The organism is Phyllobacterium calauticae (assembly GCF_019991125.1).
Taxonomy (GTDB): Bacteria; Pseudomonadota; Alphaproteobacteria; order Rhizobiales; family Rhizobiaceae; genus Phyllobacterium; species Phyllobacterium calauticae.
The window spans coordinates 29,535-52,176 of sequence record NZ_JAGENB010000001.1 but is presented as its reverse complement, the minus strand read 5'-3'; the positions used below and the strand labels follow the sequence as shown (position 1 = coordinate 52,176).

Annotated in this window: 34 protein-coding genes and 2 tRNA genes; 13 read left to right on the top strand and 23 right to left on the bottom strand. The window is 58.4% G+C overall.

Features of this window, described 5'->3' with window-relative positions:
- The first annotated feature begins 120 nt into the window (after positions 1–120).
- Positions 121–762: an outer membrane protein gene (locus J1W56_RS00400; RefSeq protein ID WP_223611223.1), complete on the top strand. Its 642-nt coding sequence runs from the start codon at positions 121–123 to the stop codon at positions 760–762.
- Between the two features lie 63 nt (positions 763–825).
- On the opposite strand, the gene J1W56_RS00395 is transcribed toward J1W56_RS00400, so the two are convergent.
- The 4 genes from J1W56_RS00395 to J1W56_RS00380 form a co-directional block, all read right to left on the bottom strand.
- On the bottom strand, positions 826–1,422 hold the full coding sequence (locus J1W56_RS00395) for a glutathione S-transferase (protein WP_223611222.1): 597 nt from the start codon (positions 1,420–1,422) through the stop codon (positions 826–828).
- Positions 1,423–1,519: 97 nt separating this feature from the next.
- Positions 1,520–2,269 (bottom strand): ribonuclease T2 family protein, encoded by a 750-nt coding sequence (locus J1W56_RS00390; RefSeq protein ID WP_223611221.1) that lies wholly within the window; start codon positions 2,267–2,269, stop codon positions 1,520–1,522.
- A 13-nt stretch (positions 2,270–2,282) separates the two neighbouring features.
- Positions 2,283–2,732: a hypothetical protein gene (locus tag J1W56_RS00385; protein WP_223611220.1), complete on the bottom strand. Its 450-nt coding sequence runs from the start codon at positions 2,730–2,732 to the stop codon at positions 2,283–2,285.
- Positions 2,733–2,792: 60 nt separating this feature from the next.
- Positions 2,793–3,653 (bottom strand): 23S rRNA (adenine(2030)-N(6))-methyltransferase RlmJ, encoded by an 861-nt coding sequence (locus J1W56_RS00380; protein WP_223611219.1) that lies wholly within the window; start codon positions 3,651–3,653, stop codon positions 2,793–2,795.
- A gap of 82 nt (positions 3,654–3,735) precedes the next feature.
- Here J1W56_RS00380 and J1W56_RS00375 point away from each other — a divergent pair, with 82 nt between their 5' ends.
- Entirely contained in the window at positions 3,736–4,266 is a 531-nt protein-coding gene (locus J1W56_RS00375; RefSeq protein ID WP_223611218.1) for an NADPH-dependent FMN reductase, read from the top strand.
- A 102-nt stretch (positions 4,267–4,368) separates the two neighbouring features.
- Positions 4,369–5,211 carry an EamA family transporter gene (locus J1W56_RS00370; protein ID WP_223611217.1) on the top strand — a complete coding sequence of 281 codons (843 nt, stop codon included), beginning with the start codon at positions 4,369–4,371 and terminating at the stop codon, positions 5,209–5,211.
- Positions 5,212–5,214: 3 nt separating this feature from the next.
- Here the strand turns inward: J1W56_RS00370 and J1W56_RS00365 are convergent, their stop codons facing one another.
- Positions 5,215–5,862: a glutathione S-transferase family protein gene (locus J1W56_RS00365; protein ID WP_223611216.1), complete on the bottom strand. Its 648-nt coding sequence runs from the start codon at positions 5,860–5,862 to the stop codon at positions 5,215–5,217.
- A gap of 159 nt (positions 5,863–6,021) precedes the next feature.
- Here J1W56_RS00365 and J1W56_RS00360 point away from each other — a divergent pair, with 159 nt between their 5' ends.
- The 3 genes from J1W56_RS00360 (at position 6,022) to J1W56_RS00350 (ending at position 8,821) form a co-directional block, all read left to right on the top strand.
- Positions 6,022–8,133: a molybdopterin-containing oxidoreductase family protein gene (locus tag J1W56_RS00360; protein ID WP_223611215.1), complete on the top strand. Its 2,112-nt coding sequence runs from the start codon at positions 6,022–6,024 to the stop codon at positions 8,131–8,133.
- Positions 8,134–8,210: 77 nt separating this feature from the next.
- On the top strand, positions 8,211–8,519 hold the full coding sequence (locus J1W56_RS00355) for a type II toxin-antitoxin system RelE/ParE family toxin (protein WP_319025511.1): 309 nt from the start codon (positions 8,211–8,213) through the stop codon (positions 8,517–8,519).
- Positions 8,516–8,821, top strand: coding sequence for an addiction module antidote protein (locus J1W56_RS00350; protein WP_223611214.1), 306 nt, complete (start codon positions 8,516–8,518; stop codon positions 8,819–8,821). The genes J1W56_RS00355 and J1W56_RS00350 overlap by 4 nt, the downstream gene beginning before the upstream one ends.
- Positions 8,822–8,838: 17 nt before the next feature.
- Here J1W56_RS00350 and purN read toward each other — a convergent pair whose 3' ends face one another.
- A complete protein-coding gene (gene purN, locus J1W56_RS00345) occupies positions 8,839–9,462 on the bottom strand; it encodes a phosphoribosylglycinamide formyltransferase (protein ID WP_223611213.1) in 624 nt (207 codons plus the stop codon).
- A complete protein-coding gene (gene purM, locus J1W56_RS00340) occupies positions 9,459–10,520 on the bottom strand; it encodes a phosphoribosylformylglycinamidine cyclo-ligase (protein WP_404927675.1) in 1,062 nt (353 codons plus the stop codon). The genes purN and purM overlap by 4 nt, the downstream gene beginning before the upstream one ends.
- Before the next feature lie 181 nt (positions 10,521–10,701).
- Here purM and J1W56_RS00335 point away from each other — a divergent pair, with 181 nt between their 5' ends.
- The 3 genes from J1W56_RS00335 to hdaA are packed head-to-tail and all read left to right on the top strand — an operon-like array spanning position 10,702 to position 13,126.
- Positions 10,702–11,280: a CDP-alcohol phosphatidyltransferase family protein gene (locus J1W56_RS00335; RefSeq protein WP_223611212.1), complete on the top strand. Its 579-nt coding sequence runs from the start codon at positions 10,702–10,704 to the stop codon at positions 11,278–11,280.
- Positions 11,231–12,406 (top strand): AI-2E family transporter, encoded by a 1,176-nt coding sequence (locus J1W56_RS00330; RefSeq protein WP_223611211.1) that lies wholly within the window; start codon positions 11,231–11,233, stop codon positions 12,404–12,406. The genes J1W56_RS00335 and J1W56_RS00330 overlap by 50 nt, the downstream gene beginning before the upstream one ends.
- Positions 12,407–12,439: 33 nt before the next feature.
- Complete coding sequence (hdaA, locus tag J1W56_RS00325; RefSeq protein WP_223611210.1) at positions 12,440–13,126, top strand: DnaA regulatory inactivator HdaA; 687 nt, start codon at positions 12,440–12,442, stop codon at positions 13,124–13,126.
- 45 nt (positions 13,127–13,171) lie between these two features.
- Here the strand turns inward: hdaA and J1W56_RS00320 are convergent, their stop codons facing one another.
- Positions 13,172–13,567, bottom strand: a complete 396-nt coding sequence (locus tag J1W56_RS00320) for a hypothetical protein (protein WP_223611209.1) — start codon at positions 13,565–13,567, stop codon at positions 13,172–13,174.
- A gap of 628 nt (positions 13,568–14,195) precedes the next feature.
- Between J1W56_RS00320 and J1W56_RS00315 the strand changes: the two genes are divergently transcribed.
- The 4 genes from J1W56_RS00315 (at position 14,196) to J1W56_RS00300 (ending at position 16,069) form a co-directional block, all read left to right on the top strand.
- Positions 14,196–15,206: a hypothetical protein gene (locus J1W56_RS00315; protein ID WP_223611208.1), complete on the top strand. Its 1,011-nt coding sequence runs from the start codon at positions 14,196–14,198 to the stop codon at positions 15,204–15,206.
- Between the two features lie 256 nt (positions 15,207–15,462).
- Positions 15,463–15,539: transfer RNA gene (locus J1W56_RS00310), tRNA-Pro, on the top strand.
- A 76-nt stretch (positions 15,540–15,615) separates the two neighbouring features.
- Complete coding sequence (locus tag J1W56_RS00305; protein WP_105735719.1) at positions 15,616–15,921, top strand: ETC complex I subunit; 306 nt, start codon at positions 15,616–15,618, stop codon at positions 15,919–15,921.
- A gap of 71 nt (positions 15,922–15,992) precedes the next feature.
- Positions 15,993–16,069, top strand: a tRNA-Arg gene (locus J1W56_RS00300).
- 1 nt (position 16,070) lies between these two features.
- On the opposite strand, the gene J1W56_RS00295 is transcribed toward J1W56_RS00300, so the two are convergent.
- The 15 genes from J1W56_RS00295 to J1W56_RS00225 form a co-directional block, all read right to left on the bottom strand.
- Positions 16,071–16,892 (bottom strand): tyrosine-type recombinase/integrase, encoded by an 822-nt coding sequence (locus J1W56_RS00295; RefSeq protein WP_223611207.1) that lies wholly within the window; start codon positions 16,890–16,892, stop codon positions 16,071–16,073.
- 269 nt (positions 16,893–17,161) lie between these two features.
- The gene (locus J1W56_RS00290; protein WP_223611206.1) at positions 17,162–17,332 is read right to left on the bottom strand and encodes a hypothetical protein; all 171 of its coding nucleotides are present in this window, start codon (positions 17,330–17,332) and stop codon (positions 17,162–17,164) included.
- Between the two features lie 109 nt (positions 17,333–17,441).
- Positions 17,442–17,678 (bottom strand): Lar family restriction alleviation protein, encoded by a 237-nt coding sequence (locus J1W56_RS00285; RefSeq protein WP_223611205.1) that lies wholly within the window; start codon positions 17,676–17,678, stop codon positions 17,442–17,444.
- Positions 17,675–18,070, bottom strand: coding sequence for a DUF968 domain-containing protein (locus J1W56_RS00280; RefSeq protein ID WP_223611204.1), 396 nt, complete (start codon positions 18,068–18,070; stop codon positions 17,675–17,677). Before J1W56_RS00280 ends, J1W56_RS00285 begins: the two co-directional genes overlap by 4 nt.
- Positions 18,070–18,369 carry a hypothetical protein gene (locus tag J1W56_RS00275; RefSeq protein ID WP_223611203.1) on the bottom strand — a complete coding sequence of 100 codons (300 nt, stop codon included), beginning with the start codon at positions 18,367–18,369 and terminating at the stop codon, positions 18,070–18,072. Before J1W56_RS00275 ends, J1W56_RS00280 begins: the two co-directional genes overlap by 1 nt.
- A complete protein-coding gene (locus J1W56_RS00270) occupies positions 18,369–18,536 on the bottom strand; it encodes a hypothetical protein (RefSeq protein WP_223611202.1) in 168 nt (55 codons plus the stop codon). The genes J1W56_RS00275 and J1W56_RS00270 overlap by 1 nt, the downstream gene beginning before the upstream one ends.
- Entirely contained in the window at positions 18,533–18,877 is a 345-nt protein-coding gene (locus J1W56_RS00265) for a hypothetical protein (protein WP_223611201.1), read from the bottom strand. The genes J1W56_RS00270 and J1W56_RS00265 overlap by 4 nt, the downstream gene beginning before the upstream one ends.
- A complete protein-coding gene (locus J1W56_RS00260) occupies positions 18,874–19,887 on the bottom strand; it encodes a hypothetical protein (protein ID WP_223611200.1) in 1,014 nt (337 codons plus the stop codon). The genes J1W56_RS00265 and J1W56_RS00260 overlap by 4 nt, the downstream gene beginning before the upstream one ends.
- Positions 19,884–20,123 (bottom strand): hypothetical protein, encoded by a 240-nt coding sequence (locus tag J1W56_RS00255; RefSeq protein WP_223611199.1) that lies wholly within the window; start codon positions 20,121–20,123, stop codon positions 19,884–19,886. The genes J1W56_RS00260 and J1W56_RS00255 overlap by 4 nt, the downstream gene beginning before the upstream one ends.
- Before the next feature lie 2 nt (positions 20,124–20,125).
- Positions 20,126–21,157: a hypothetical protein gene (locus J1W56_RS00250; RefSeq protein WP_223611198.1), complete on the bottom strand. Its 1,032-nt coding sequence runs from the start codon at positions 21,155–21,157 to the stop codon at positions 20,126–20,128.
- On the bottom strand, positions 21,154–21,426 hold the full coding sequence (locus J1W56_RS00245; protein WP_223611197.1) for a hypothetical protein: 273 nt from the start codon (positions 21,424–21,426) through the stop codon (positions 21,154–21,156). The genes J1W56_RS00250 and J1W56_RS00245 overlap by 4 nt, the downstream gene beginning before the upstream one ends.
- Complete coding sequence (locus J1W56_RS00240; RefSeq protein WP_223611196.1) at positions 21,423–21,635, bottom strand: hypothetical protein; 213 nt, start codon at positions 21,633–21,635, stop codon at positions 21,423–21,425. Before J1W56_RS00240 ends, J1W56_RS00245 begins: the two co-directional genes overlap by 4 nt.
- Positions 21,632–21,814: a hypothetical protein gene (locus J1W56_RS00235; protein WP_223611195.1), complete on the bottom strand. Its 183-nt coding sequence runs from the start codon at positions 21,812–21,814 to the stop codon at positions 21,632–21,634. The genes J1W56_RS00240 and J1W56_RS00235 overlap by 4 nt, the downstream gene beginning before the upstream one ends.
- Entirely contained in the window at positions 21,811–22,137 is a 327-nt protein-coding gene (locus J1W56_RS00230; RefSeq protein WP_223611194.1) for a hypothetical protein, read from the bottom strand. Before J1W56_RS00230 ends, J1W56_RS00235 begins: the two co-directional genes overlap by 4 nt.
- Positions 22,137–22,565: a hypothetical protein gene (locus J1W56_RS00225; RefSeq protein WP_223611193.1), complete on the bottom strand. Its 429-nt coding sequence runs from the start codon at positions 22,563–22,565 to the stop codon at positions 22,137–22,139. The genes J1W56_RS00230 and J1W56_RS00225 overlap by 1 nt, the downstream gene beginning before the upstream one ends.
- Between the last annotated feature and the right edge of the window lie 77 nt (positions 22,566–22,642).

Below are 22,642 nucleotides of genomic sequence, written 5' to 3'. Positions count from 1 at the left end.
GCGCGAGTGCCGCCACAATGAGAAGCGAATGTTCCTCTCGTTCAGCGGACGCAAATTTTGGTTTATCCCCCCGACCAAGTGCCCGCTCCGTGTAGAAGAGTTTAAAAAAAGGAGATTGCCATGCGCACTCTTAAGACAATGATCCTCGCTTCGGCGGCTGTGCTGACGCTCTCCGCCCCAGTTCTCGCTGCTGACGTCATCACCGAACAGGCTCCTGCGCCTGAAGCTGCGTACCAGGCGCCCCAGGCCGATTGGTCCGGTGCATATCTCGGTGTTTACGGCGGTTATGGCTGGAACAAGAACAAGACCAGTGTTGGCAAGCTCGATGCCGACGGCCTGAAGGGTGGCGCTTACGGCGGCTACAACCTGCAGAACGGCCAGTTCGTATACGGTGCTGAAGGCGACATCGGCTACTCCGGTGCCAAGGAAAACAACTTCGGCTACAAGGCCAAGCAGGGCGTAGAAGGTTCTATCCGTGCCCGTGCCGGTATCGCTCTTGATCCGGTCCTGCTCTACGGTACAGGCGGTGTTGCCATTACCGACAGCAAGCTGTCCGGTCCTCTGGGCAGCGAAAGCAAGACGCACGTCGGCTGGACAGCCGGTGCCGGTGCGGAAGCCAAGATCACCCAGAACATCGTTGGTCGCGTTGAATATCGCTACACCGACTTTGGCAAGAAGGACTATGATCTGGGCGGCATCGACAGCGTATCGAACAAGATCACCACGAACGAAGTTCGCGTTGGTGTTGGCTACAAGTTCTAATCTGGACTTGACCTCCAGAAAAAGCCGGGCAGGAAACTGCCCGGCTTTTTTGTTGTTCCGGATTCACTTCGGCAGAAGCGCCGCAAGCTCGGGATGCAGTTCTTCGAACCGCTTCTGCCAGCGCTTGAGTTTCGAACGGCCCTTTTCCCATTTGCCTTCGAACCGCAGGGTCGCATAGGCGAGGGCGGCGGCCAGCGCGATATGGCCGCCATGCAGCTTCTTGCCGAGGCGCGGCGGCGCCGCATTGAGATAGTCGAGCACGCGGATCGCCTTGGCCCACTGCCAGTCGAGCCACGGCTGATGGATTTTTTCTTCTGGGTGAAAACGCCGCTCATAGACATGGGCAAGCAGCACATCGCACAGGCCGTCCGCAACGGATTCCAGCTGTTCCGCCTCCAGCCGCTTTTCGGCATTGCGCGGGAAAATCTTGTTGCCCGACACGCGGTTGAAATACTGGGTGATGACGCGGCTGTCGTAGAGCGCCTTGCCATCGTCGAGAATGAGTGTCGGAATCTTGCCGAGCGGATTGGCGTTGATCAGTTCGGCCGGGGCCGAATTGGTGTCCACGAGGACACTTTCAATCGGAATGCCGGCATAATGGGCAGCCATGCGCACCTTGGTGCTGTAGGGCGAGGCGGGGGAATACAGAACTTTCGTCACGATGACGCTCCTCGGTTGACGATTCGATGGCGAACGGTAAACGCCCGGCGGGTTTTCGCAAAGCGGTCAGATCAGATTGACAACACCCCCCTCTAGGCTACCGCGTTCCCGGCATGTCGACGGAGCGTCGGCGGCAGGAGGAGCGGTCAACCTCCGGACAGCTGCGGAACTGCAGGTCCTTGGTCAGGCAGACGCGCACCTCGCGCAGGTATGTGCTGTCGCAGGTGACGGAGACCGCATCCCGCGTCATTCCCGGATTGGCCGCCACAAAGGCCTGTTCGACAAGCTGCGGATTGACGGGCGCCCGCTGGGTGGGCTGGCTGTAGGCGGACGGGATGGCGACGCGCGATACCGCCTGCCGCATCACGGAAAAATAGTCTTTCTGCGTCAATCCGGTGCAGGTGCCGTGCTTGCGCCATTCATAGGTGACGAGCCCGGCGGACGGCATGATGTCGGAGATCTGCCTGGCCTGGCTGAACGGCACGTCGCGCGGCTCGTCGGTGGTGCAGTCCTGCGGATAGCCCTGTTCATATTGCGGCCAGAGCCCATGCACGACGAAGCCGTAGGGGCGCCCGGTCGAGCATTGCTGCCTGTTGGCATTCGAGCCCTCGGCGGCGCAATAGCTGGGCGACCAGGACAATGCGAGAACGTAGAAATCAAAACCGCTGCCTGCCGGTACGGGTGCGGCGGGCGCGCCGGTTGTCTGGCGTTCGCCCGCGGCAATCACCTCGGGCGTCTGTTGCGGAACAAGACTTTCGCGCGGCTGCTGTTCACGCAGATAGGTCAGTACCGACACGCCGAGAAGCGCTGCAAACAGGGCGTAGCGCGCCAGGCTGCCGAACTGCATCAGCGGTCACGGATCATTTCAGGCTGCGGCAGCTGCCATTGTAAACGTTCCAGCGGTCGAACCCGGCCACGCAGAACTCGACATTGTTGCCGATGGAAGCGTAACCCAAGCCTTCTTCGACCACGTACCAGACCGGACGCTGCCTGCCATCGGAGAGATGGGCGGTCGCCTGGCAATAATAGCGCGGGACGGCGGACATTTCCGGATTGCGGCTCGGCTCATAGCGCTGCTGATGAACGTCGCTGAAATCCTGGATCGCCACCTGCTGCAGGCCCGGAACGTGATGCACCTGATAGGAGAACCGGTTGACGATGCGATTGAGGACGCCGGATTTGCCGCAGGTATCGTCATAGGTCTGGCTGGGCGCGCGTTGCAGGTAATCGGCGGAAAACGCCGGAACGGCGGACGAAATTGCCAGTGCAGCGCCAAGGGTCGTGGCGAGAAGGGTGGAAACGCGTGCCATAGGGGTCACTCTCCATGAGGTATCGATTTGCGACCAATGTCGGACAGCCGGTGCGCGCGGTCAAGCACCAACTTGCTCGCCGCGGATCCAATCGACGGTGAAACTGGCATTCTGCCCGTCACTGAGGACTTTTGACAACGCCGGGAAAACGCTGCGCAGCTCGCCCTCCAGCGTGAAAGGCGGATTGACGATGATCATGCCGGTGCCATCCAGCCGCGGTTCCGGCGAGGGCGCTCGAATCATCAGCTCCGCGCGCAGGATTTTGGGAATGCCGGTATCGTGCAGGAGGGAGGCGAAACGCTTCACTTCCTGCCGGTCCTTGACCGGATACCAGAAGGCATAGGTGCCGCCGGCGAAACGCCGGTGCGCCTTGACCAGGCCTTCCGCCAGACGGTCGAATTCGCCGCCGATTTCAAACGGCGGGTCGACGAGGATGAGGCCGCGCTTTTCCTTGGGCGGCAGGTGGGCGCCCAGTGCCAGCCAGCCGTCCAGCTGTGTCACGCGCACCTGCACGTCGCCTTCGAACAGCTCGGCAAGGAGCCGGGCATCGTCGGGATGCAGTTCGAGTGCCGACAGCCGGTCCTGCTTGCGCAGCAAATGCCGCACGATCAGCGGCGAGCCGGGATAGTGGCGGATGGCGCCATCGGGATTTTCGGCGCGGACAATATCCAGATAGGGCTGGATGAGACCGCCGACATCCGTATCCAGTTTAGCCTCGAGCAGGCGGCCGATGCCGCTCTGCCATTCGCCTGTCTTGCCCGCTTCCGTTCCCTTCAGATCGTAGCGGCCGATACCCGCATGGGTATCGATGACGCGAAAGCCATGGTCCTTGCGCTGCATATAGAGCACAATCCGCGTCAGGATAATGTGTTTGACGACATCGGCGAAATTGCCGGCGTGATAGGCGTGACGGTAGTTCATGGCCCTGCTTGTTTCACGATGTTGGTGCTATCGCAAGCATCTCGCTATGCTGATTGTCAAATTGATTCCCGAAGGTCTTCCAATGACAAAACTTCTCGCCATGTCCGGCAGCCTGCGCGCCGTTTCCATGAACAAGTCGGTGCTGGAGGCCTGCAGTCAATTGGTGCCCGCCGGTGTCAGCGTGTCGCTTTATGCGGGGCTCGCGGGGTTGCCGCCGTTCAATCCCGATCTCGACGGCGACAACCCGCCGAAGAAGATTGTGGCGTTGCGCAAGCAGGTCGGTGCGGCGGATGGTCTGATCATTTCCTGCCCGGAATATGCCCATGGCATTCCCGGCAGCTTCAAGAACATGCTGGATTGGCTCGTGTCGTGCATCGAATTCCCGGGAAAGCCGGTGCTTCTGATCAATACTTCGCCGCACTCGGAGCGTATCACGCCGCTTCTCATGGAAGTCCTGATGACGATGTCGGCGCATGTGGTCACGAGTGCGTCGCTCACCCTGCCGCTCAAGGGCAAGAAGCTGGACGCGGACGGCATCGCCAAAAGCGCGGAATTCGGTGCGCCGCTGCGCGCGGGTCTTGCCAGTTTTGTCGACGGCATCAATGCCGTTTAGAACTTCTAACGTTAAAGATGAGATTATCGAATTTGCCTTATGACCCAAATGTGTCATTGAGCGCGGAGAGCACGCGCATTTCGGGCGTGCCGGGGTCTGATCATGTCCGGAACGGTTGTTCTCGTTGTCTTGTTTGCCGCATTCCTGCATGCAAGCTGGAATGCTGTCGTCAAATCCGAGGGCGATAAATTCCTCAACACCGTCGTGGTCGTGACTTCGGCGGGGGTGATCGCCATGGTTTGCCTGCCGTTCCTGCCGGTACCGGCGCGCGAGAGCTGGCCGTTTCTGGCCGCATCGGGCGTGGTCCAGCTCATCTATCTCGCGCTTGTCGCGGCGGCCTACCGCAGCGGCGACATGAGCCAGGCCTATCCCATCATGCGCGGCACGGCGCCGCTGTTCGTCGCCATTGCCAGCGGTCCGCTGGTCGGCGAGTTCCTGTCGGCGCAGAAATGGTCGGGCATTGCCCTGATCTGCTGCGGCGTGCTGGTGCTGGCGCTGGAGGCGCGGCGGCGGGCAGGGGCCAACCGCGCCACGACGGTCTTTGCTTTGATCAATGCTTTGGTCATCGCCACCTATACCCTGATCGACGGCATCGGCGTCCGGCATTCCGGCGCACCGGCGGCCTATACGATGTGGGTTTTCACCCTCAACGTCATTCCCCTGTTTCTCTGGACCGTGGTGACCCGCAAGGGCGAGCTCTGGCCGCATTTCCTCAAGCGGACGCGGCTGGCCACGGTCGGCGGCGTCGGCACGCTCGGCTCCTACGGTCTTGCCCTGTGGGCGATGACCATGGCCCCGGTCGCAGCCGTTGCCGCCTTGCGCGAAACGTCGATCCTGTTTGCCGTCGCCATCTCCGCCCTGGTTCTCAAGGAGAATGTCGGCGCCAAGCGCCTGATCGCCGTGGCGCTGATCGCCGCAGGCGCCGCCGTGATGCGTCTCGCCTGACGCCTATTTCGGCACCATGTCGAAATAGGGCTTTGCCTCTTCCAGGGCGCGGGCAAAGGATGGCCGGTTCATCAGGCGATCGCGATAAGCGGTCAGCACGGGATATCCTTCGCCGATCGGCACGGCCATGTCGCCATAGAAAAGCGCGGGGGAAGCGGCGCAGTCCGCCATCGTATAGGTGTTGCCTGCCGCCCAAGTCCGGCCTTTGAGACGGTCCTCGAGCACATCATAGGCGGTTCGCAGCTTCTGTCTGGCATGTTCAACGCCCAGCGCATCGTTCTGGCCCGCGGGACGCAGCCTGTCGGTGACGACCTTCTGCATCGGCACCTGCACATGCAGATCGAAGAAGCGGTCGTAGAAGCGTGTTTCCAGTGCCGGCTCCCGCTCGGAGGGCAAAAGCGGCGTCCTGCCGGGAAAATGCTCGGCGAGATATTCGATGATGATGCTGGATTCAGGAACGGTCTGGCCCCTGGCTTCGTCGCGCAAGACCGGAAACTGCCGGATCGGCCACATCTTGCGGAATTCGGCACTTGCCTCTTCGTTCATGAAATCGACCATGCAGGGCTCGAAGGGCGTGTCGTTCTCGTACAGCGCGGTCAGCACTTTCATGCAGAACGACGATAGCGGGTGAAAATACAGTTTCAGTGACATTTCGGGCCTCCCATGCAAAGCTTGACCAGTATTTAATACTAAAGTGATTACTTAAGTATCAAGTCCGTTCGCCAGCGTCAAGCGCGGTCGCGACATTTTGCGTCTGCAGCCGCTATCCAGCCCATTCCGGCGGCGCGAAAACTGCGCTATGGATAGGCCATGAACAAAGCTGTCATTCTCCGCACGGGCCATTCGGCCTGTCCTCACGATTGCCCTTCGACCTGCGCGCTGGATGTCGAAGTGCTCGATTCCGGCCAGATCGGACGCGTGCGCGGCGCCAAGGACAACACCTATACGGCCGGTGTGATCTGCGCCAAGGTTGCCCGCTATGCCGAGCGCATCCACCATCCCGATCGGCTGCTGAAGCCGCTTGTCCGCGGCGGTTCCAAAGGCGAGGGTGTGTGGAAAGAGGCAAGCTGGGATGCGGCGCTTGATCTTGTTGCCGAGCGCTTCCTCAAGGCCGAAGCGGAATACGGCTCGCAAAGCATCTGGCCTTACATCTATGCCGGTACGATGGGGCTGGTGCAGCGCGATTCCATGCACCGCCTGCGGCATGCCAAGAAATATTCCAACCAGTTCGACAGTTTTTGCACCAACATGGCCTGGACCGGGTTTTTCGCCGGGACCGGCAAGCTTGGCGGCGTCGATCCGCGCGAAATGGCCAAGTCCGATTGCGTGGTGATCTGGGGCACCAATGCGGCGGCAACGCAGGTCAATGTCATGACCCATGCGGTGCGTGCCCGCAAGGAGCGCGGTGCCAAGATTGTTGCCATCGACATCTATGAAAACGCCACCGTGCGGCAGGCGGATCTCGGCCTCGTGCTGAAGCCGGGCACCGACGGGGCGCTGGCTTGCGCCGTCATGCACGTGCTGTTCCGCGATGGTCTTGCGGATTGGGATTATCTCAACGCCTATACGGACGATCCGAAGGGGCTGGAAACGCATCTTGCCGACCGCACGCCGCAATGGGCTGCGGCGCTGACCGGCCTGACGGTCGCGGAGATCGAAGCGTTCGCCCGTCTGGTCGGCACGACAAAGAAGACGTTCTTCCGGCTTGGCTACGGCTTCACCCGCCAGCGCAATGGCGCGGTCAACATGCATGCGGCGCTTTCCATTGCGGCCGTCACCGGCGCCTGGAAACATGAAGGCGGCGGGGCATTTCACTCCAACTCCGGCATTTTCCGCATGGACAAGCGGGAAATCGAAGGGCAGGCCTTCAAGGATTCCTCCGTTCGCCATATTGACCAGTCCAAAATCGGTCTGGCGCTGAATGGCGACAAGGATACGCTCTATGGCGGGCCGCCCGTCATGGCGATGCTGATCCAGAACACCAATCCCGCCAATGTCGCGCCGCAGCAGCGCCTGATCAAGCAGGGCATGCTGCGCGAGGACCTGTTCATGGTCGTGCACGAACAATTCATGACCGACACGGCAAAGCTGGCCGACGTGGTGCTGCCGGCCACCATGTTCATGGAGCATGACGATATCTATCGCGGCGGCGGCCAGCAGCACATCGTGCTCGGCCCCAAGCTGATCGACGGTCCGGGTGAGACACGGCCCAATCTCTACGTCATCAACGAACTGGCAAAACGCCTCGGTGTCGGTGACCTGCCGGGCTTCGATCTCGATGCCAAAACACTGATCGACCATATGATGGCGGCGAGCAATCTGCCCGGCTATGACGTCCTGAAGGAAATCCGCTGGCTCGATGTGCAGCCGGATTACGAAACCGCGCATTATGAGAAGGGTTTCAACTGGCCCGACGGCAAATTCCGCTTCAAGCCGGATTGGACCGGCAGCCCGTCGCCGAACCGTCCGCCGCAGTCCATGGGCACGCAGGGACCGTTCGCGACTCTGCCGCAATGGCCGGATTATTGGGAAGCCATCGAAGTCGCGGATGCAAAACATCCGTTCCGGCTGGGCACGTCACCGGCGCATAATTTCCTCAACTCGACCTTTGCCGAAACACCGACGTCGATGCTGAAAGAGGGCCGCCCAGAACTGCTGATCCATCCGGATGATGCAGCGGCGCTCGGCATCGAGGAGGGCATGCGTGTCGAAATCGGCAATGAGCGCGGCGAGGTGGTGGTGCATGCCCGCCTGAATGCTGGTCTCAAGCGCGGCGTCGTGATCTCGGAAGGTCTGTTCCGCAATTCGGCATTCGAGCGCGGCGAGGGCATCAACGTGCTGACGGGCTCGGATGCGTCGGCGCCCTATGGTGGCGCCGCCTTCCACGACAGCAAGGTTTGGGTTCGCCCGGCAATGAATTGATTTTATTGATATTTTTGACTGTTTTTGAATCTGCAATTTTGAATATCTATACATTTTGACAACTATGGTTTACATTTATGAAGCGGTTGATTGAAAAAACCGATACGTTTTTAGACTGGTTTGATGGCCTGCGAGATCAGCGAGCCAGAGCGAGAATTGCCAAACGGCTTGATCGATTGATTGAAGGCAATCCCGGTGATGTCAAAGCTGTCGGCGAGGGCGTCAGTGAACTTCGTATTGATTATGGTCCGGGCTACCGCGTCTATTACATTGAGCGAAAGAGGGTCTTGATTATCCTGTTGTGCGGCGGTGACAAGAGTACGCAGGACCGCGATATCAAGAAAGCACAGACAATGGCCATTACCTTGAGGAAAGCCAGATCATGATAAAGTTAAGTCCTTATGACACCGCGCATCATCTGGATTCCGAAGAGATGATCAAGGAATATCTGGCTGCCACGTGTGAAGATGGAACGCCTGCGGAAATAGCGCGCGCCTTGGGCACTATCGCGCGCGCACGCGGGATTACCGAGCTTTCTCAAAAGACCGGGCTGTCGCGTCAGACAATATACAAAGCCTTGAGCGGTGAGGGCAATCCGGAACTGGCGACGATTACCAAGGTCGCCGAGGCACTTGGCCTTCAATTGACCATCGTGCCTGCGACAAAGAACAAGAAAGATGCTGCGTAAGCAGCGGCGTCACGTGATCAATCGCTGAAAACCGTGCGTCCGTCTTTCATGACAGCCTTGCCGGATGCCACCTGCGCCAGGGCGCGGGCATAGGTCTCGTGTTCCACGGACAGCACCCGCAATGCAAGACTGTCTGCCGTATCGCCGTTGAGCACCGGCACGGCGGTCTGGGCGATGATCGGACCTTCGTCCATGCCCGCCGTGACGAAGTGCACGGTACAGCCATGCACGCGGACACCGGCTTCGAGCGCCTGTTCATGCGTGTGCAGGCCCTTGAACAGCGGCAAGAGCGACGGGTGGATATTGATCATCCGGCCTTCCCAAGCCTGAACGAACTCCGCCGATATCAGCCGCATGTACCCGGCGAGACAGACGATTTCCGCTCCCGCTGCATGCAGCGCAGCGGAGACGGCGGCCTCATGCGCCTGCTTTGTCGGATAATCGCGATGCGCAATGGCGTGGGCCGCAATGCCATGCGCCTTTGCGGTTTCCAGTCCGCCGGCATCAAGCTTGTTGGCAATCACGGCGACGATCTCGGCGGGATAGTCAGGCGCCCTGGCTGCTTCAATCAGAGCGGTCATGTTGGAACCGCGGCCCGAAATCAGGACCGCGACGCGCTTCTTGTGGGCTGCGCTGCTCACAGCGCCAGGTTGCCCTGATAGACAACACCGCTGTCGGCGCGGGCAACCATGGTGCCAAGACGCACGGCATCCTCGCCCTGCGCCTTCAGCGCAGCGAGCACGGCATCGGCATTTTCGGGGGCGACAACGGCGATCATGCCGATACCGCAATTGAACGTGCGCAGCATTTCATCGCGTGCGACGCCGCCAACCTTGGCCAGCCAGGAGAATACCGGCGGCACCGTGATGGCGGAAAGATTGATGCTGGCCGTCAGCTCCTTCGGCAGAACGCGGGGAATATTGTCGGGGAAGCCGCCGCCGGTGATGTGGGCGAGCGCCTTGATCGCATTGGTTTCGCGGATCGCCGCCAGCAGCGGCTTCACATAGATGCGCGTCGGCGTGAGGAGTGCCTGTCCGAGTGATGTGCCCGGCTTGAACGGCGCGTCCGCATCCCAGCCAAGGCCGGAGAGCTCGACAATACGGCGGACCAGCGAAAAGCCGTTGGAATGAACGCCCGAGGAGGCAAGGCCGAGAATGACATCGCCTTCGGCTACATCGCCGGACGGCAGCAGCTGGTTGCGTTCGGCGGCGCCAACGGCAAAGCCGGCCAGATCGTAATCGCCATCGCGGTACATGCCCGGCATTTCAGCGGTTTCACCGCCGATCAGCGCGCATCCGGCCTGCAGGCAGCCCTCGGCGATGCCGCTGACAATGGCTGCGCCCTGATCCGGGTCGAGCTTGCCGGTGGCAAAATAGTCGAGGAAGAACAGCGGTTCGGCACCCTGAACCACCAGATCGTTGACGCACATGGCGACGAGATCGATGCCGACCGTGTCATGCACGCCCGCATCGATGGCGATCTTCAGCTTGGTGCCGACGCCGTCATTGGCGGCAACGAGGACCGGATCGGTAAAACCGGCCGCTTTCAGGTCAAACAGGCCGCCAAAGCCGCCAATCTCGCCATCGGCACCGGGACGGCGTGTCGAGCGCACGATCGGCTTGATCTTTTCGACAAGCAGATTGCCGGCATCGATATCGACGCCTGCCTGCGCATAGGTGAGGCCATTTTTGATCGTCATTGTCAGCTCCGGATTGTTGCTGGCGAAATGGCACGACTCCGCCGTCGCTGCAAGCTCTGAGTGCCGCAAGCCGGGTGAAAACACCAGATATCGACAGTTTGGCCGCCGGAAAGGGGTTGAGCAATGCCGCTGCTGCGTCCATCTAGAGCGTAACAACAGAAAATGCGAGGAAGCCGGCCGAGTGACAATTCCCAATTACATCACCATCTTCCGCTTCATCCTCATGCCGTTCATCGTCATGGCGCTGCTGTCCGGTTCCGTCGGTGCGGCGCTTGTCGGTTTCGTCATCGCCGGCGTTTCCGATGGTGTCGATGGCTACATCGCCCGGCGCTACGACCAGCGTTCGGAGCTGGGCGCCTATCTCGATCCGATGGCCGACAAGCTGCTGCTGGTCACCCTGTTCGTCGTTCTCGGGTTCTTGAGCGAGCTGCCGGTCTGGCTGGTTGTCATCGTTGTTTCGCGTGACATCCTCATTATCAGTGCAGTGCTGCTGTCGACGGTGATGGCCAATCCGGTGGAGATGCGCCCGCTGTTCGTGTCCAAGGCGAACACGGCGCTGCAGATCGTGCTGGTGGCGTTTACGCTGGCTGATATGACCTTCCAATTTTCGTTCGGCGCGGGGCGGACGATTCTGGTATGGATGGTTGCACTCTTGACCGCAGCGTCCTCCACTGCCTATCTCGTGGCATGGACACAACACATGGCTGGCTATGAGCAAAACCGTAAGCAAGACGAAGACGACACCACCGGCCGAACGTGACATTCACGTGGATGTGCAGGTGAACACGCTGGCAACTGCCGTGCGGCGTCAGGCGTTTTTCTGGACCGGCGCCGTGGTGTTCCTGGCGCTGTTCCTCTACATTTTCTCGTCGATCCTGCTGCCCTTCGTGGCCGGGCTCGTGCTTGCCTACTTCCTCGATCCCGTCGCCGACCGGCTGGAGCGCCTGGGCATGTCGCGCCTTCTGGCAACCATCGTCATCCTGATCCTGTTCCTGGTGACCTTTGCGCTGCTGCTGATGATCCTCGTGCCGATCCTGGCATCGCAGATGACCGATTTCATCGCCCGCCTGCCGAGCTACGTCGCCCGGCTGCAGGAACTGATCGCCAACCGCGATTCCCAGTGGCTGAAGGATTTCATCGGCGTCGATGCGTCCGTCATCCGCAACAGCCTCGATTCCCTGCTGCAGCAGGGCGCCGGTTTCCTGTCCACCCTGCTGCAGTCGATCTGGAGCTCGGGCAAGACGCTCATCGATGTCGCGGCGCTGTTCGTCGTCACCCCTGTCGTGGCATTCTACATGCTGCTCGACTGGGACCGCATGGTGCAGAGCATCGACAACCTGACGCCGCGCGACCATGTGCAGACGGTGCGCGAAATCGCCCGTGACATGAACAAGGCCATTGCCGGCTTCGTGCGCGGGCAGGGCACGGTGTGCCTGCTGCTCGGGATGATCTATGCGGTGGGGCTGACGATCGTCGGGCTGAATTTCGGGCTGCTGATCGGGCTGTTTGCCGGCCTCATCAGTTTCATCCCCTATGTCGGTTCGCTGGTCGGGCTGGTGCTGGCGATCGGCGTGGCGCTGGTGCAGTTCTGGCCGGACTATTTCTATGTGGGTGCGGTGGCCGTGGTGTTCTTCATCGGCCAGTTCTTCGAGGGCAATATTCTCCAGCCGAAACTGGTGGGATCCTCCGTCGGGCTGCATCCGGTCTGGCTGATGTTCGCGCTGTTTGCCTTCGGCTCGCTCATGGGCTTTACCGGCATGCTGATCGCCGTGCCGACGGCTGCGGCCATGGGTGTTCTCGTGCGCTTTGTCATCGGCCGTTACCGGCAATCCCCGCTCTACACAGGCGATTACAGCAAAAGCGGGCGGTCCAAAGAAATCCGGTGACATACGGGCGGCATTGACTGTATTTCACCTGACATGACCGATGCACCGCGACAACTGCCGCTCGATCTTGGCCATGAGCCGGGATATTCGCGCGACGACCTGATTGTCACCGCCTCCAACATGGCGGCGGTGGACATTGTCGACCGCTGGCCGGGCTGGATTTCTCCCGTCGTCATTCTGGCCGGGCCGACCGGGTCGGGCAAGACGCATCTGGCGGCGGTCTGGAAGGCCGAATCGGAGGCAAGCGTCATCGATGCCGCGCATATCGGCGATGCCTCGGGCAGGACCGGTCCATTCCTGATCGATGCCATCGGCGATGGTCCGATCGATGAAGCCGGGCTTTTCCATCTGATCAACAGCGTGCGCCAGAGCGGATCGAGCCTGCTGATGACGTCGCGCCGCTGGCCGGGCACCTGGCCGGTGCAGCTGCCTGACCTTGCCTCACGCCTGAAGGCGGCAACGACGGTCGAGATCGGCGAGCCGGATGACATGCTCCTGTCCGGGGTGATGTACAAGCTCTTTGCCGACCGGCAGATCGCTGTCGATCCCAATGTGATCAGCTTTCTGGTCAGCCATATCGAGCGGTCGCTGTCCACCGCCAGCCGCGTTGTCGAGCGTCTTGACCGCGCGGCACTGGAGAAGAAATCGAAAATCACCCGCGCGCTGGCCGCCAGCGTCGTCACGGCCCTCGATGAGGGGCAGGCGACCTTCGATCTTTAGAGCGTCCGTGCTTCCTTTGTCTGAACTGCTTTGACGCGAAGAGCATCAATGGTTCTTGATGGCATTGAGAAAGATGGCGGCGATCTTGCTCAGATGGTGGTCGCCGTCTTCGTGATAGGCCTGCCGGCCGGCGGTGGAAATCGCGTTGAACAGCTGGTTGCCCTCGCTGTCGAGCGCAAGCGTATCCCTGACGATTTTGGCAATGTCGCCGCGCGGCTGGATTTTCCGGGCGAGATAATCGGCCAGCAGTTTCTGCTGCCGCGGGCGATCATCGGTGATGGCGCTGAAGATGCCCCAGACAAACCAGGTTTCACCGACCTGCATGTCGTCATCGCTGATCTGGTGCATCTGCTGCTCCCGCAGTTTCGCCTTCTGGGTATCGGCGATGCTTTGGGCCAGGTCGAATGCGGCCGAATCTGTGATCTCGATATGTGCTGACATGATGAAACTCCAACGGTTTGAAATATGCGCCGGCATGGAAATAAGGCCGGCGACGGGCGTTCCCTGCAAAACCAGTCCCGGGGGATTGAACCCGGATCAAGGACGTATCTTCAACGTGGCTCATCGGCCCGTCAAAGGAGGCTGGTGTGTTCGAGCAGCAGGGAGTGTTCCAAAGTCGGACGTTACAATCAAGCCATTTGTCGCCGAGCCGTCGGGACGGCCTTCGTCTGGTTTGCTGCATTGTGATCAAGATGGAGTTTGTCCAAACCGGGGTGCACTCCGGGAGTTGCGAAATGAGATTGGGGGTCGGGACGGGCAACGTTGATTGCTGTATTGCAGCATCAGCACGAGCAGCGCGGAGTAATGAATACTGAATTCTTCAATCGGGCGCAAACATCGGGAATTCCGGCTGTGCTTTAATCATCAATAAATTGTGATTGCAGTTTGTATTGCGGTTAATATATCAGTTTTACTGGATGGGGATTCGGGGGAATCCATGAATGAAGATAATTCTTTCCCTGACGTAAGTTTTACTTACGTCGGAAACCACTGGTTTTATGGGAGATTGATCGATTCATGCTAGGCCTCTTTGTCCCCATGATTTGTTGTAACGGTATCATAGGGAACAATGAAAAATCATCTCCTTGTAGCTGGCACCGGGCGTGCTGGGACAAGCCTTCTCGTCAGATATCTTGATGCGCTAGGGCTGGAAACTCATATCACCAAAGCGGATGGTCAAACAGTATTGTTTGAAGATGCCAATGCGGGCTTGGAAGATCTTATTCTCCACGACGGTGAGAACCTGCCTTATGTTGTGAAATCTCCTTGGCTGTACCAATTTGCAGATGAGGTGCTTGAAAACAAAAGCATTAAACTTGATGGCGTCATAATTCCGATTCGTAATCTTGTGGAAGCGGCAAGCAGCAGGACCATTCTGGAACTGCAGAACCTCCACCGTACCCAAGAATGGATGGCCGACGAGAGTAAAACCTGGGACGCATGGGGGAGTGTACCTGGAGGTACCGTTTTTTCACTCAATCCTTTGGATCAAGCCCGGCTCCTCGCCGTGGGATTCCATCAGCTTTTGGACAAGCTGACGAATGCTGGGGTTCCAATTTATCTTTTGGCTTTTCCTCGCTTTACCCGAGATCCGGAATATCTCTTTTCAGTCCTTCGAGGGTGTTTGCCAGCATCAGTAAATTTCGACCAAGTGAAGCTGGTGAGCGAGAGCATCGTTGAGCCGGAAAAAGTTCGTGTCGGGTCGGAAATGGTGTCCCAGTCTTCGGTATCAGTTCCAGCGCAATCAGCCGATGAATATCCGTCACTGGAGCAATTGGACAATATTGCGCTGCGACGAGAGATCAGAAGGCTGAGACGTCTCGAAGTGGCGGCCAGACAGGATTTGGCGCAGGCGCACTCGGCAAAACAAACGCTGCAAGGCGAACTGGACAACCTTCAAACCGCTTTGGTCGAAAAAGAGCGCAACGCGCTGGAAGCGCAATCCGCTATGATATCGCGGTTAGCTGCAACCGTTGCCGTCCTTGAAGACAGTTTGAGTTCCATCCAATCGAGTACGTCATGGTCAATCACTCGGCCCCTTCGCAAAGCAGCAACCTTGGTGAAAAAGCTCGGACGTTGAGTGTAGGCCCGCACCCGTCCACGCCGACGGTGCAATCACGCCATTTGTCACCGAATCATATGCTTCAGCTCGTCTCTCGCAAATGGGGCTGTGGGGCAGGGAGGAACATCAACAGAACATTTCCGGCGCTTTTCCCGGGCTTTCGGTTCCATACCCTGCCGTGGCAAAGCTTTTGTTCCGTTTGCGGGCTTTTCTTTGATTTCGCTATTGCGTTCCGGAATCAAAAACTCTAGGGAAGCCAACGTTGAACATGATACGGAGCGTAGCGCAGCCTGGTAGCGCATCTGGTTTGGGACCAGAGGGTCGGGAGTTCGAATCTCTCCGCTCCGACCATTTCAACCGATGATGCTGCTGGTACTGAACCGAAGCCTGTACTATATCGGGATTTCAGACAAAGGGATTTCTTCTAATGGCAGCACGTATTTACCGCCCCGCAAAAACAGCCATGCAGTCCGGCAAGGCCAAGACCGAAAGCTGGATGCTGGAATTCGAGCCGGAACAGCCGCGCAAGGTTGAGCCGCTGATGGGCTATACGTCATCGCGCGACATGAAGAGCCAGATCCGCCTGTCCTTCGAAACGAAGGAAGAGGCAATCGCCTACGCACAGAAGAACGGCATTGCCTATTCGGTGCAGGAACCCAAGGAAACAAGACGGCGCGTTGTCTCCTATTCGGAAAACTTCCGCTTTGACCGCAAGCAGCCCTGGACGCACTGATCTTTGACGTTTGGCCTTGTTTGCAGTTTGTTCGGATTTCCCGGCGATACTGTGTTCGCCGGTGCAAAACTGGTCCCGTAGCTCAGCTGGATAGAGCACCGGCCTTCTAAGCCGACGGTCGCTGGTTCGAATCCAGCCGGGATCGCCACTTACCCACCTAAATCATTGATTTTACTAATAGGTGCGACGTCCTCTGGTTCAAGGTGCGACGTTGAGTTGTTCGCTATGCGTTCAGCAGCACCCCGCGCAAGCCTGACTTTGTCTGCATCGCGGGTATAGACTTCGGCCTCGGTCAAGCGCTTCCAACCATACATAGCCATAAGCTCGTGAGGGCTTGCACCATTGTTTGCGGCTATCGTTGCTCCAGCCTTCCGCAAGCCATGAGCAGTGCAATCTTCGTGCATGTTTGCTTCATTGCAGGTCTTGCGAAACCAGTTTCCGAAAGATGCCGGGGAACTGAATGGCTTCCCAGTACTGCTGGTCAGGAAAGCAAGATCACCTGTTTGCGTCTGCTCTATGGATTGTTTCAATTCAGGAAAAATAGGGATGTGCACCCATACGTTGGTTTTCTCGGTGCGAATCGAGATTGTTCCGTTCCTGACATGCTGCTTGCCGATTGTGACAATGTCAGAGCGCCGTAGGCCTGTGAATAAGAGCAAATCCATTGCTAGACGCGCCTTTGTCCCAACTTTGTGAAAATCTCGGTACTGCTGAACCTGTTCCAGGCTCCATGTGTGATGGCCGACAATTTTGTCTTTGCGGCGTTCAACCGCATCGCACGGGTTCGATGGCAGCATTTCATTGGCGACCGCCCACTTGAATAGGCCAGACATGACCTTCAGGAAATTGTTGGCGGCATGTGGATGAGCTGCCCGGCGATCCATCCCGAGTTGAATTTGTTTTTTTGTGATGCGAATGAATTGAACGTCACCTGATGTGCCGCATACGCCCTTTAGAATGTTATCGCGCATTCTTCGGGTAGACGGCTTCAAAGACGCGAAGTGTCCGCTTTCCTTGTATCGCGAAACGAGCCAGGACAGAGAACCGCTTGTAAGTTCCTTTTGTGGGACAAATCGCTTCCCCTCAAGGATTGCATTGTACGAGCGCCAAAACTCCTCAGTGCCATATTCCTCACGGATACGGACACGCTGTTTCCCACGCCTGAAATACCAGACCCACGTACCGTGCCGTGTTTTCTCCCGACTGAGGTATAAAACTCTTCCCTTGGGCATACCCCTGATCAAAGCTTTAGATCCTCATCGTCGTCAATGGGTTTTGAATCGTGATCGTTGGGGACCAGTCGAATGTAAGTGTTGTTGATGCGGATTTCCGGTCGCATGCCGGCCTTGGCCGCACCTTTGCAAAGCGCCTCAATTTGCCTTTGAGTGATTTGGAGTGGTTTGCCGGTCATCTCCGCTTCCTCCGCAACTCGGTATGTCCATAACGGTCAGTATGGGCGGTGTAGCCGTGCTCACGAAGCCATTTGATGATTGCTGCGAAAAACTTGTCGTATGGCTTCATCATCTCCGCTCCTCCTCTATAAGAGGGCCGGCTGCAGGGGCGGCTCGGGTGTTCCACGCCTCTCGTGCAGCCTCTTCGGTGTTGAACAAATGCTCCGGCATGGCATCGCGATCATAACCTTCGCCGACGCAACAATAACAATCACGGCATGATGCAAAGAACATCAGATCGATATGGTTTTGAATGTAACCTTCACCCCCGCAAAACGGGCATGGCTTGAGGGCTGTATCAGTCATGGCCGTGTCCTTGCGTGAAGAATGATGTTTTCGCCGGCCTGTTCGTCACCGGTTGCGCGCCATAGAGCCATTGCTACGAGGATGGGGTCGATACCCTTTGCCTGCCACCAAAGCTCTTCGTTGCCGAAGTCATGCTGCTCGCGGTGCATTTCGGGGGACAGAGGGACAACCCAATGGTCATCCGGCTTTTCGGCCATTCCCGTCGAGCGCTTTCCCCACTGCATGTTTCCGTAACGGATATGGGCGGCTTCGACATGTCTTGAGCCCGTAATTACGCAGGGCAGGGAGCGGATGAAGCGCAAATGTGCTTCTTCATGCTGCCGGGGCTTCTTGCTGACCTTCGGGGCTGTGATGGAGAATGCCTCCGGATGCTTGCGGATTTGCATGGCCATCAGTTCGACCTCCGATTCTGAACAATGATCTCGGCGGAACCGACATGTCCTTCGTGGGCCGCAATCGCTCGCGGCAACCCGCGATCCATGACGCGGCGCAATTCCTTTCGAATGCGACGGTCATCAACGCTGGCAAGGACAGCGCCCATTGCACTTACGAGTGCTCCGGCAACGGCGTTCAGCATCGGCGCTTTGCCTTCTGACTTCAGGCTCTTGCCGTACTCGTTGATTTCGCGCTGAATGATCTCCAGCAAGTCTTGCGATTGGCGATCCTGCTCATCCTTCCAAGGGTCAGCCATCAGTTCACCCTCTGCGCGCGCTTGACGGCGCGTTCAACGATCTGGCCGAGCTCGGTTTCCATCTGCGCAACCTCAAGCTTTAGTCGAAGATGAGTGCGATCATAGATGGCAGCCAAGACCTTTGACCGGCGGACTTCATATGGTGCGTGTAGGGGAATGGAGGTCATGACGCGATTTTCCCCATTGCCCGATAATTGCTCTGGCAGGTGCGCCAGGCCTCAATGATGGCTTCGCACTTGCCGCGCTGGTTCCGGTATTCTTCATCTGCCTCGACAGCGGCATAGAAGCGCTCACAAGCCAGCTTGAAATCTTCCGATAGCAGGGAGTGAGCATCGCGCTCGGCAACACTACCGGTTGCATTTAGGAAAGCTCGTGCCTTCGCTGCTCGCTTTTCATCTTCCCTGCGTTCACGCATTGCCTTGGCTGCGGCCGCCGGTTGAGCATGCTCTTCCAGCATGTCGAAGGCCATGTGAACAGTTTCGTCTCGGATCGTGAAGCGCGGGCTCATGCTGCCACCCGGTCATAGGCTTGCTGCATGATGTCGACGAGCTTGTCCCAGTCTGGCGGGAAGAAAGTTTCCTGCAGATGGGCGAACTCGGAGCGAAGCTCTTCCCAGTCACCTTCATCCTGAACGCATGCAAAGCGGGTTTCAGCATCGGCGATAACTGCCGCCGGATTGTCAGTCGCCGTTTTAACAGCAGGCTTCGACGGCGACGGTGGCGTCAGGTCCATCGACTGTTGTTCAGTCTCAACGTCGGTCGCGTCGTCGACGCCGTTGCCTGGAACTGGGTCAACACCACGCAAGGCAGAAGGTGGCGAGGGCGGCGAGGGCGGCGAGGGTGGTGTTGGTGGCGCTTTCTGCTCTGGCTCGTAAATCTCACCGGCAATCTCACGCGCCTCGTATTCGTCGGTAATGCCGCCAAGCACGTCGGCGAACAGTTCGCGAAGGCAGTATCCCGCTGCGCGCCATTTCTGCATACGCTGCGGATAGCGGAACCAAGGAGCTTCATTTGGGACATCGGACCATTCCTTGGTGGTCCAGTCCTGCTTTTTGACAAAAGGACGTTCGTCCCAAAGGCCCGCGCGTTTGGCATCTTCGATGGAAAACTCTTCGCGTTTGGTTTCGCCGGTATCGGCGCGCTTGGCTTCGCACCAGCCGATGCCACGCACTTCATCATATCCGGTACGGATGTACGCTGCCTTTTTGGATCGGCGGGTAACGTTGATAATGCCGTCCCCGTAAAGCGCCGGCCGTCCACCAATCACGGTGAAGCTTCGCAGGGAGACCATAGGCGGCATACCCAGTTCAGCGCCCGCCATGATCGAAATGGCGACGGCGCTGACCGCATCGTCCCCAGTCTTCCGGCCGACCAGTGCTTTGGGCGCAAGACCGGCCATGACGACCATCTTGGAAACGCGCCAGATTTCCTCGATTGACTGAGGAACAATGGCATTCACGTTTCCACCGACCATCAATGCAGGTGGACGGGCCTCGATGATATGAGCTGGAGCGTTCATGCGGCTTCTCCCGGTGCATCAGCTGTTTCGGGGACGAAGATGCGAAGGACGGATTTCTCCGCCCGATCCGACGCATCCTTGATTTCCATGATCTGAACTTTGGCTTCGCCGCGGCTGGTCTCGACGTACACCGTCTGGCCGACTTCAACGGGAATGTCCGAGAAGTAGTCATAGGTCTTGTCGCTGAAACCGAATTTGACGGCCACGATCAGGCGCTTGTTTGCTGCTTCTTCCATGATCAAGCCGCCCGCTGTTCTTCAAAGCGCTCAACGCCAGCGAGATCATGACCGGAGCGGATCGCTCGGTTGGCCAACTGCTCGACGAGAGCTTTCATTTCGGGGTGATCCTTCAGGGCGACGAGCGCCTTTTCGTAGTCCGTGATGCGAGCGGAAACGAACGTGCGAAGTGATACCTTGGAACCGGTCCGGCCCGCGGTGGCATTGCGTGCCTGCGCCTCGCGCTCTGCCTCAGCGGCATCCTTGGCCAATTGTTCGGCATTCGCCTTTGCTGCCAAGTCCACTGGGTCATTCGGATTGGTCGAAACGTCTTGAGCCTTACGCGCAGCTTCCTCAGCCTCGCGCCGAATGCGGTCCGCTTCTCGTTGGGCCACTGCCTGCCGCTCGCGCTCTTTGCGTTGCTCTTCAAGCAAGTACGCGTCCATGTGGCGCTTGACCTTCGTGGACAGTTCCTTCGGCTCTTCCTTGAGGTCGCGCCATTTCTCGTCAACCTTACGTCCTTCGTCGAGGCTGGGCTGCTTCTCGACCTTGTGCAGGCTGACTGCCTTGGTTGCGATAGCCGAAAGGCGCTTTGTCCACGCCGCGGCCTTGTCGGCCTGCTCTTTGGTCGTAATGGGCGTTTTCAGAAACGCCTCGGCGATTTCCTTGTCGCTTTCGAACTCAGCCTTCAATGCCTCGAAAGGATCGGCGGGAAGATTGGACAGTGCTGCGGCTGGAGCGGGTTCGCCTGGCCACTCCTGACCGCCTCTTATTGCATGGTAGGTTGCTTCGCTGATCGGGTTGCGGCAAGCGAAAGTCCAGACGCTTTCAGCTTCAGTGACCTTGCCATCAACAAGGCAATACCGCTTGCCCTTGGCGTCAAACCAGATGGCGACGGTCTGCCAAGGCCCGTCCTTATGGGCACGTCGGCGATAGAAGCCTGCTTCCGGATCTGCCTCGGAAACACCGAGTACCTTCATCTGATCGCGCGATAGTTCGCCGCAATCGCCAACCAGTTCCAAAGCTTTGAAGTACCATGCGTATGCGGTTGTCATGCTGCGATCCTTTGAAATTCAGTGGTCCAGCTCGCAATGCGAATGAAGGCGGCGTTCTGCCAGCTTCCATGGGCCATCTTTTTGTGAAGTTTGAGGGCGATCCGGCGCAGGTATTCGAGCGGGTCGCCTTCGGTCTTTGCTTTCTGCGCGATGATGCAGAGGTAGATGTTCGAAAGCTCGCAGCCAGCGGTACCGCCGGGAGGCGTGTCCAGCCGGTCAGAAGCGCGAAGGTCGCCCAAGTAGTCGAGCAGGTGAAGATAGCTGGTCACTTGGCACCGCCCTTCGGTTCCCGGCTACGACTGGTACCTTCGCTGAGGCGGCAATTGTAATAGCCAGAGGCGCAGGAATACTCAGGAGCAGCTTCCGGCTCGCGGGGCGTCCAGGTGTTGTAGGTTCCGCATCCGCTCAACTGCAGGGACGCGGTGACGACAACCACAATGAAAATGGTTCCAATGTTATGTGCGCGGCGGGAAGTCATGCTGCCCTCGTTTCAGGAGTGCGAAACACCGTCCGCGTTTCCGTCTCGATGACGACGTAGCTGTGCCCATTGTGCTCATGCAGGTCGATTGCGCAGTCTTCTGCCGTCCGCTTGGAGAAAATGACGCTCCCGAAGGCCTCGCCGGTATCCATGTTGATGATTTTGTAGGTGCGGGTCATGCTGCACCGCCTTGGAAATCCCGGGGCTTTGCAGGGACAACCTCGTATTCGTGGAAACCCGAGAGTTTGACACTGTATGACTTGTAACGTGCGGCTTCTCGCATATCTGCAATGTCACAGTCTACCGCAGCTGCATGTGCCGCATGTTCCAAGCGATTTACGTGGAACGCCTGCCAGTTCAGATCAACATTCGCCTTCTGGATTGCTTTTGGACCATCCGCCGCTCTGGCTTTGTCGGATAGCTTTTGCATCTTCCGTCGTTCGTTGCGGAGGTTTTTCACGGCTTCAAATAGGCGCTCTACATCTTCCAGATGGGCGACCATTACGCTGCCCTCAAACTGCGGCCGTAGACGACGGCCATTGTTTCGCGGGAAAGCAGATCCTCGACAGTGCGCTTGTGTCCGCGCTGGCCGTAGAGTTCGACCATCTGTTCGGCTGCTTGGTGATTGAGTGGGATAAGGACTTCAAGCTGCTGGTAGACGCCCCACGTCAGGTATCCGCCGGTCGAGATGCCGACCAGTTCCAGTGCGTCAGTCAGATCGCCCGAGATATTCGCGTGATTTACCGCCCGGGCTGAAGCCGTGTTGCTGAATGTCGTGGTGCACCAGAAGGCGGCGCGATCTTCATCAATCGCCGAGCAGGCGAGGCCAATTGCCATCGTGTCGCCGGGAATACGGATCGCATCGCAGATTGCTTCAATCCGGGCCTTTGTTCCATTCCATGCTGTGAATGTGTGGTCTAGAGCGTTCATCGCGTCCATCCGTTGTTGATGGATGAAGTATGCATAACGCAAACATTCACGTCAATCTAAAAAATATGCATAATGAG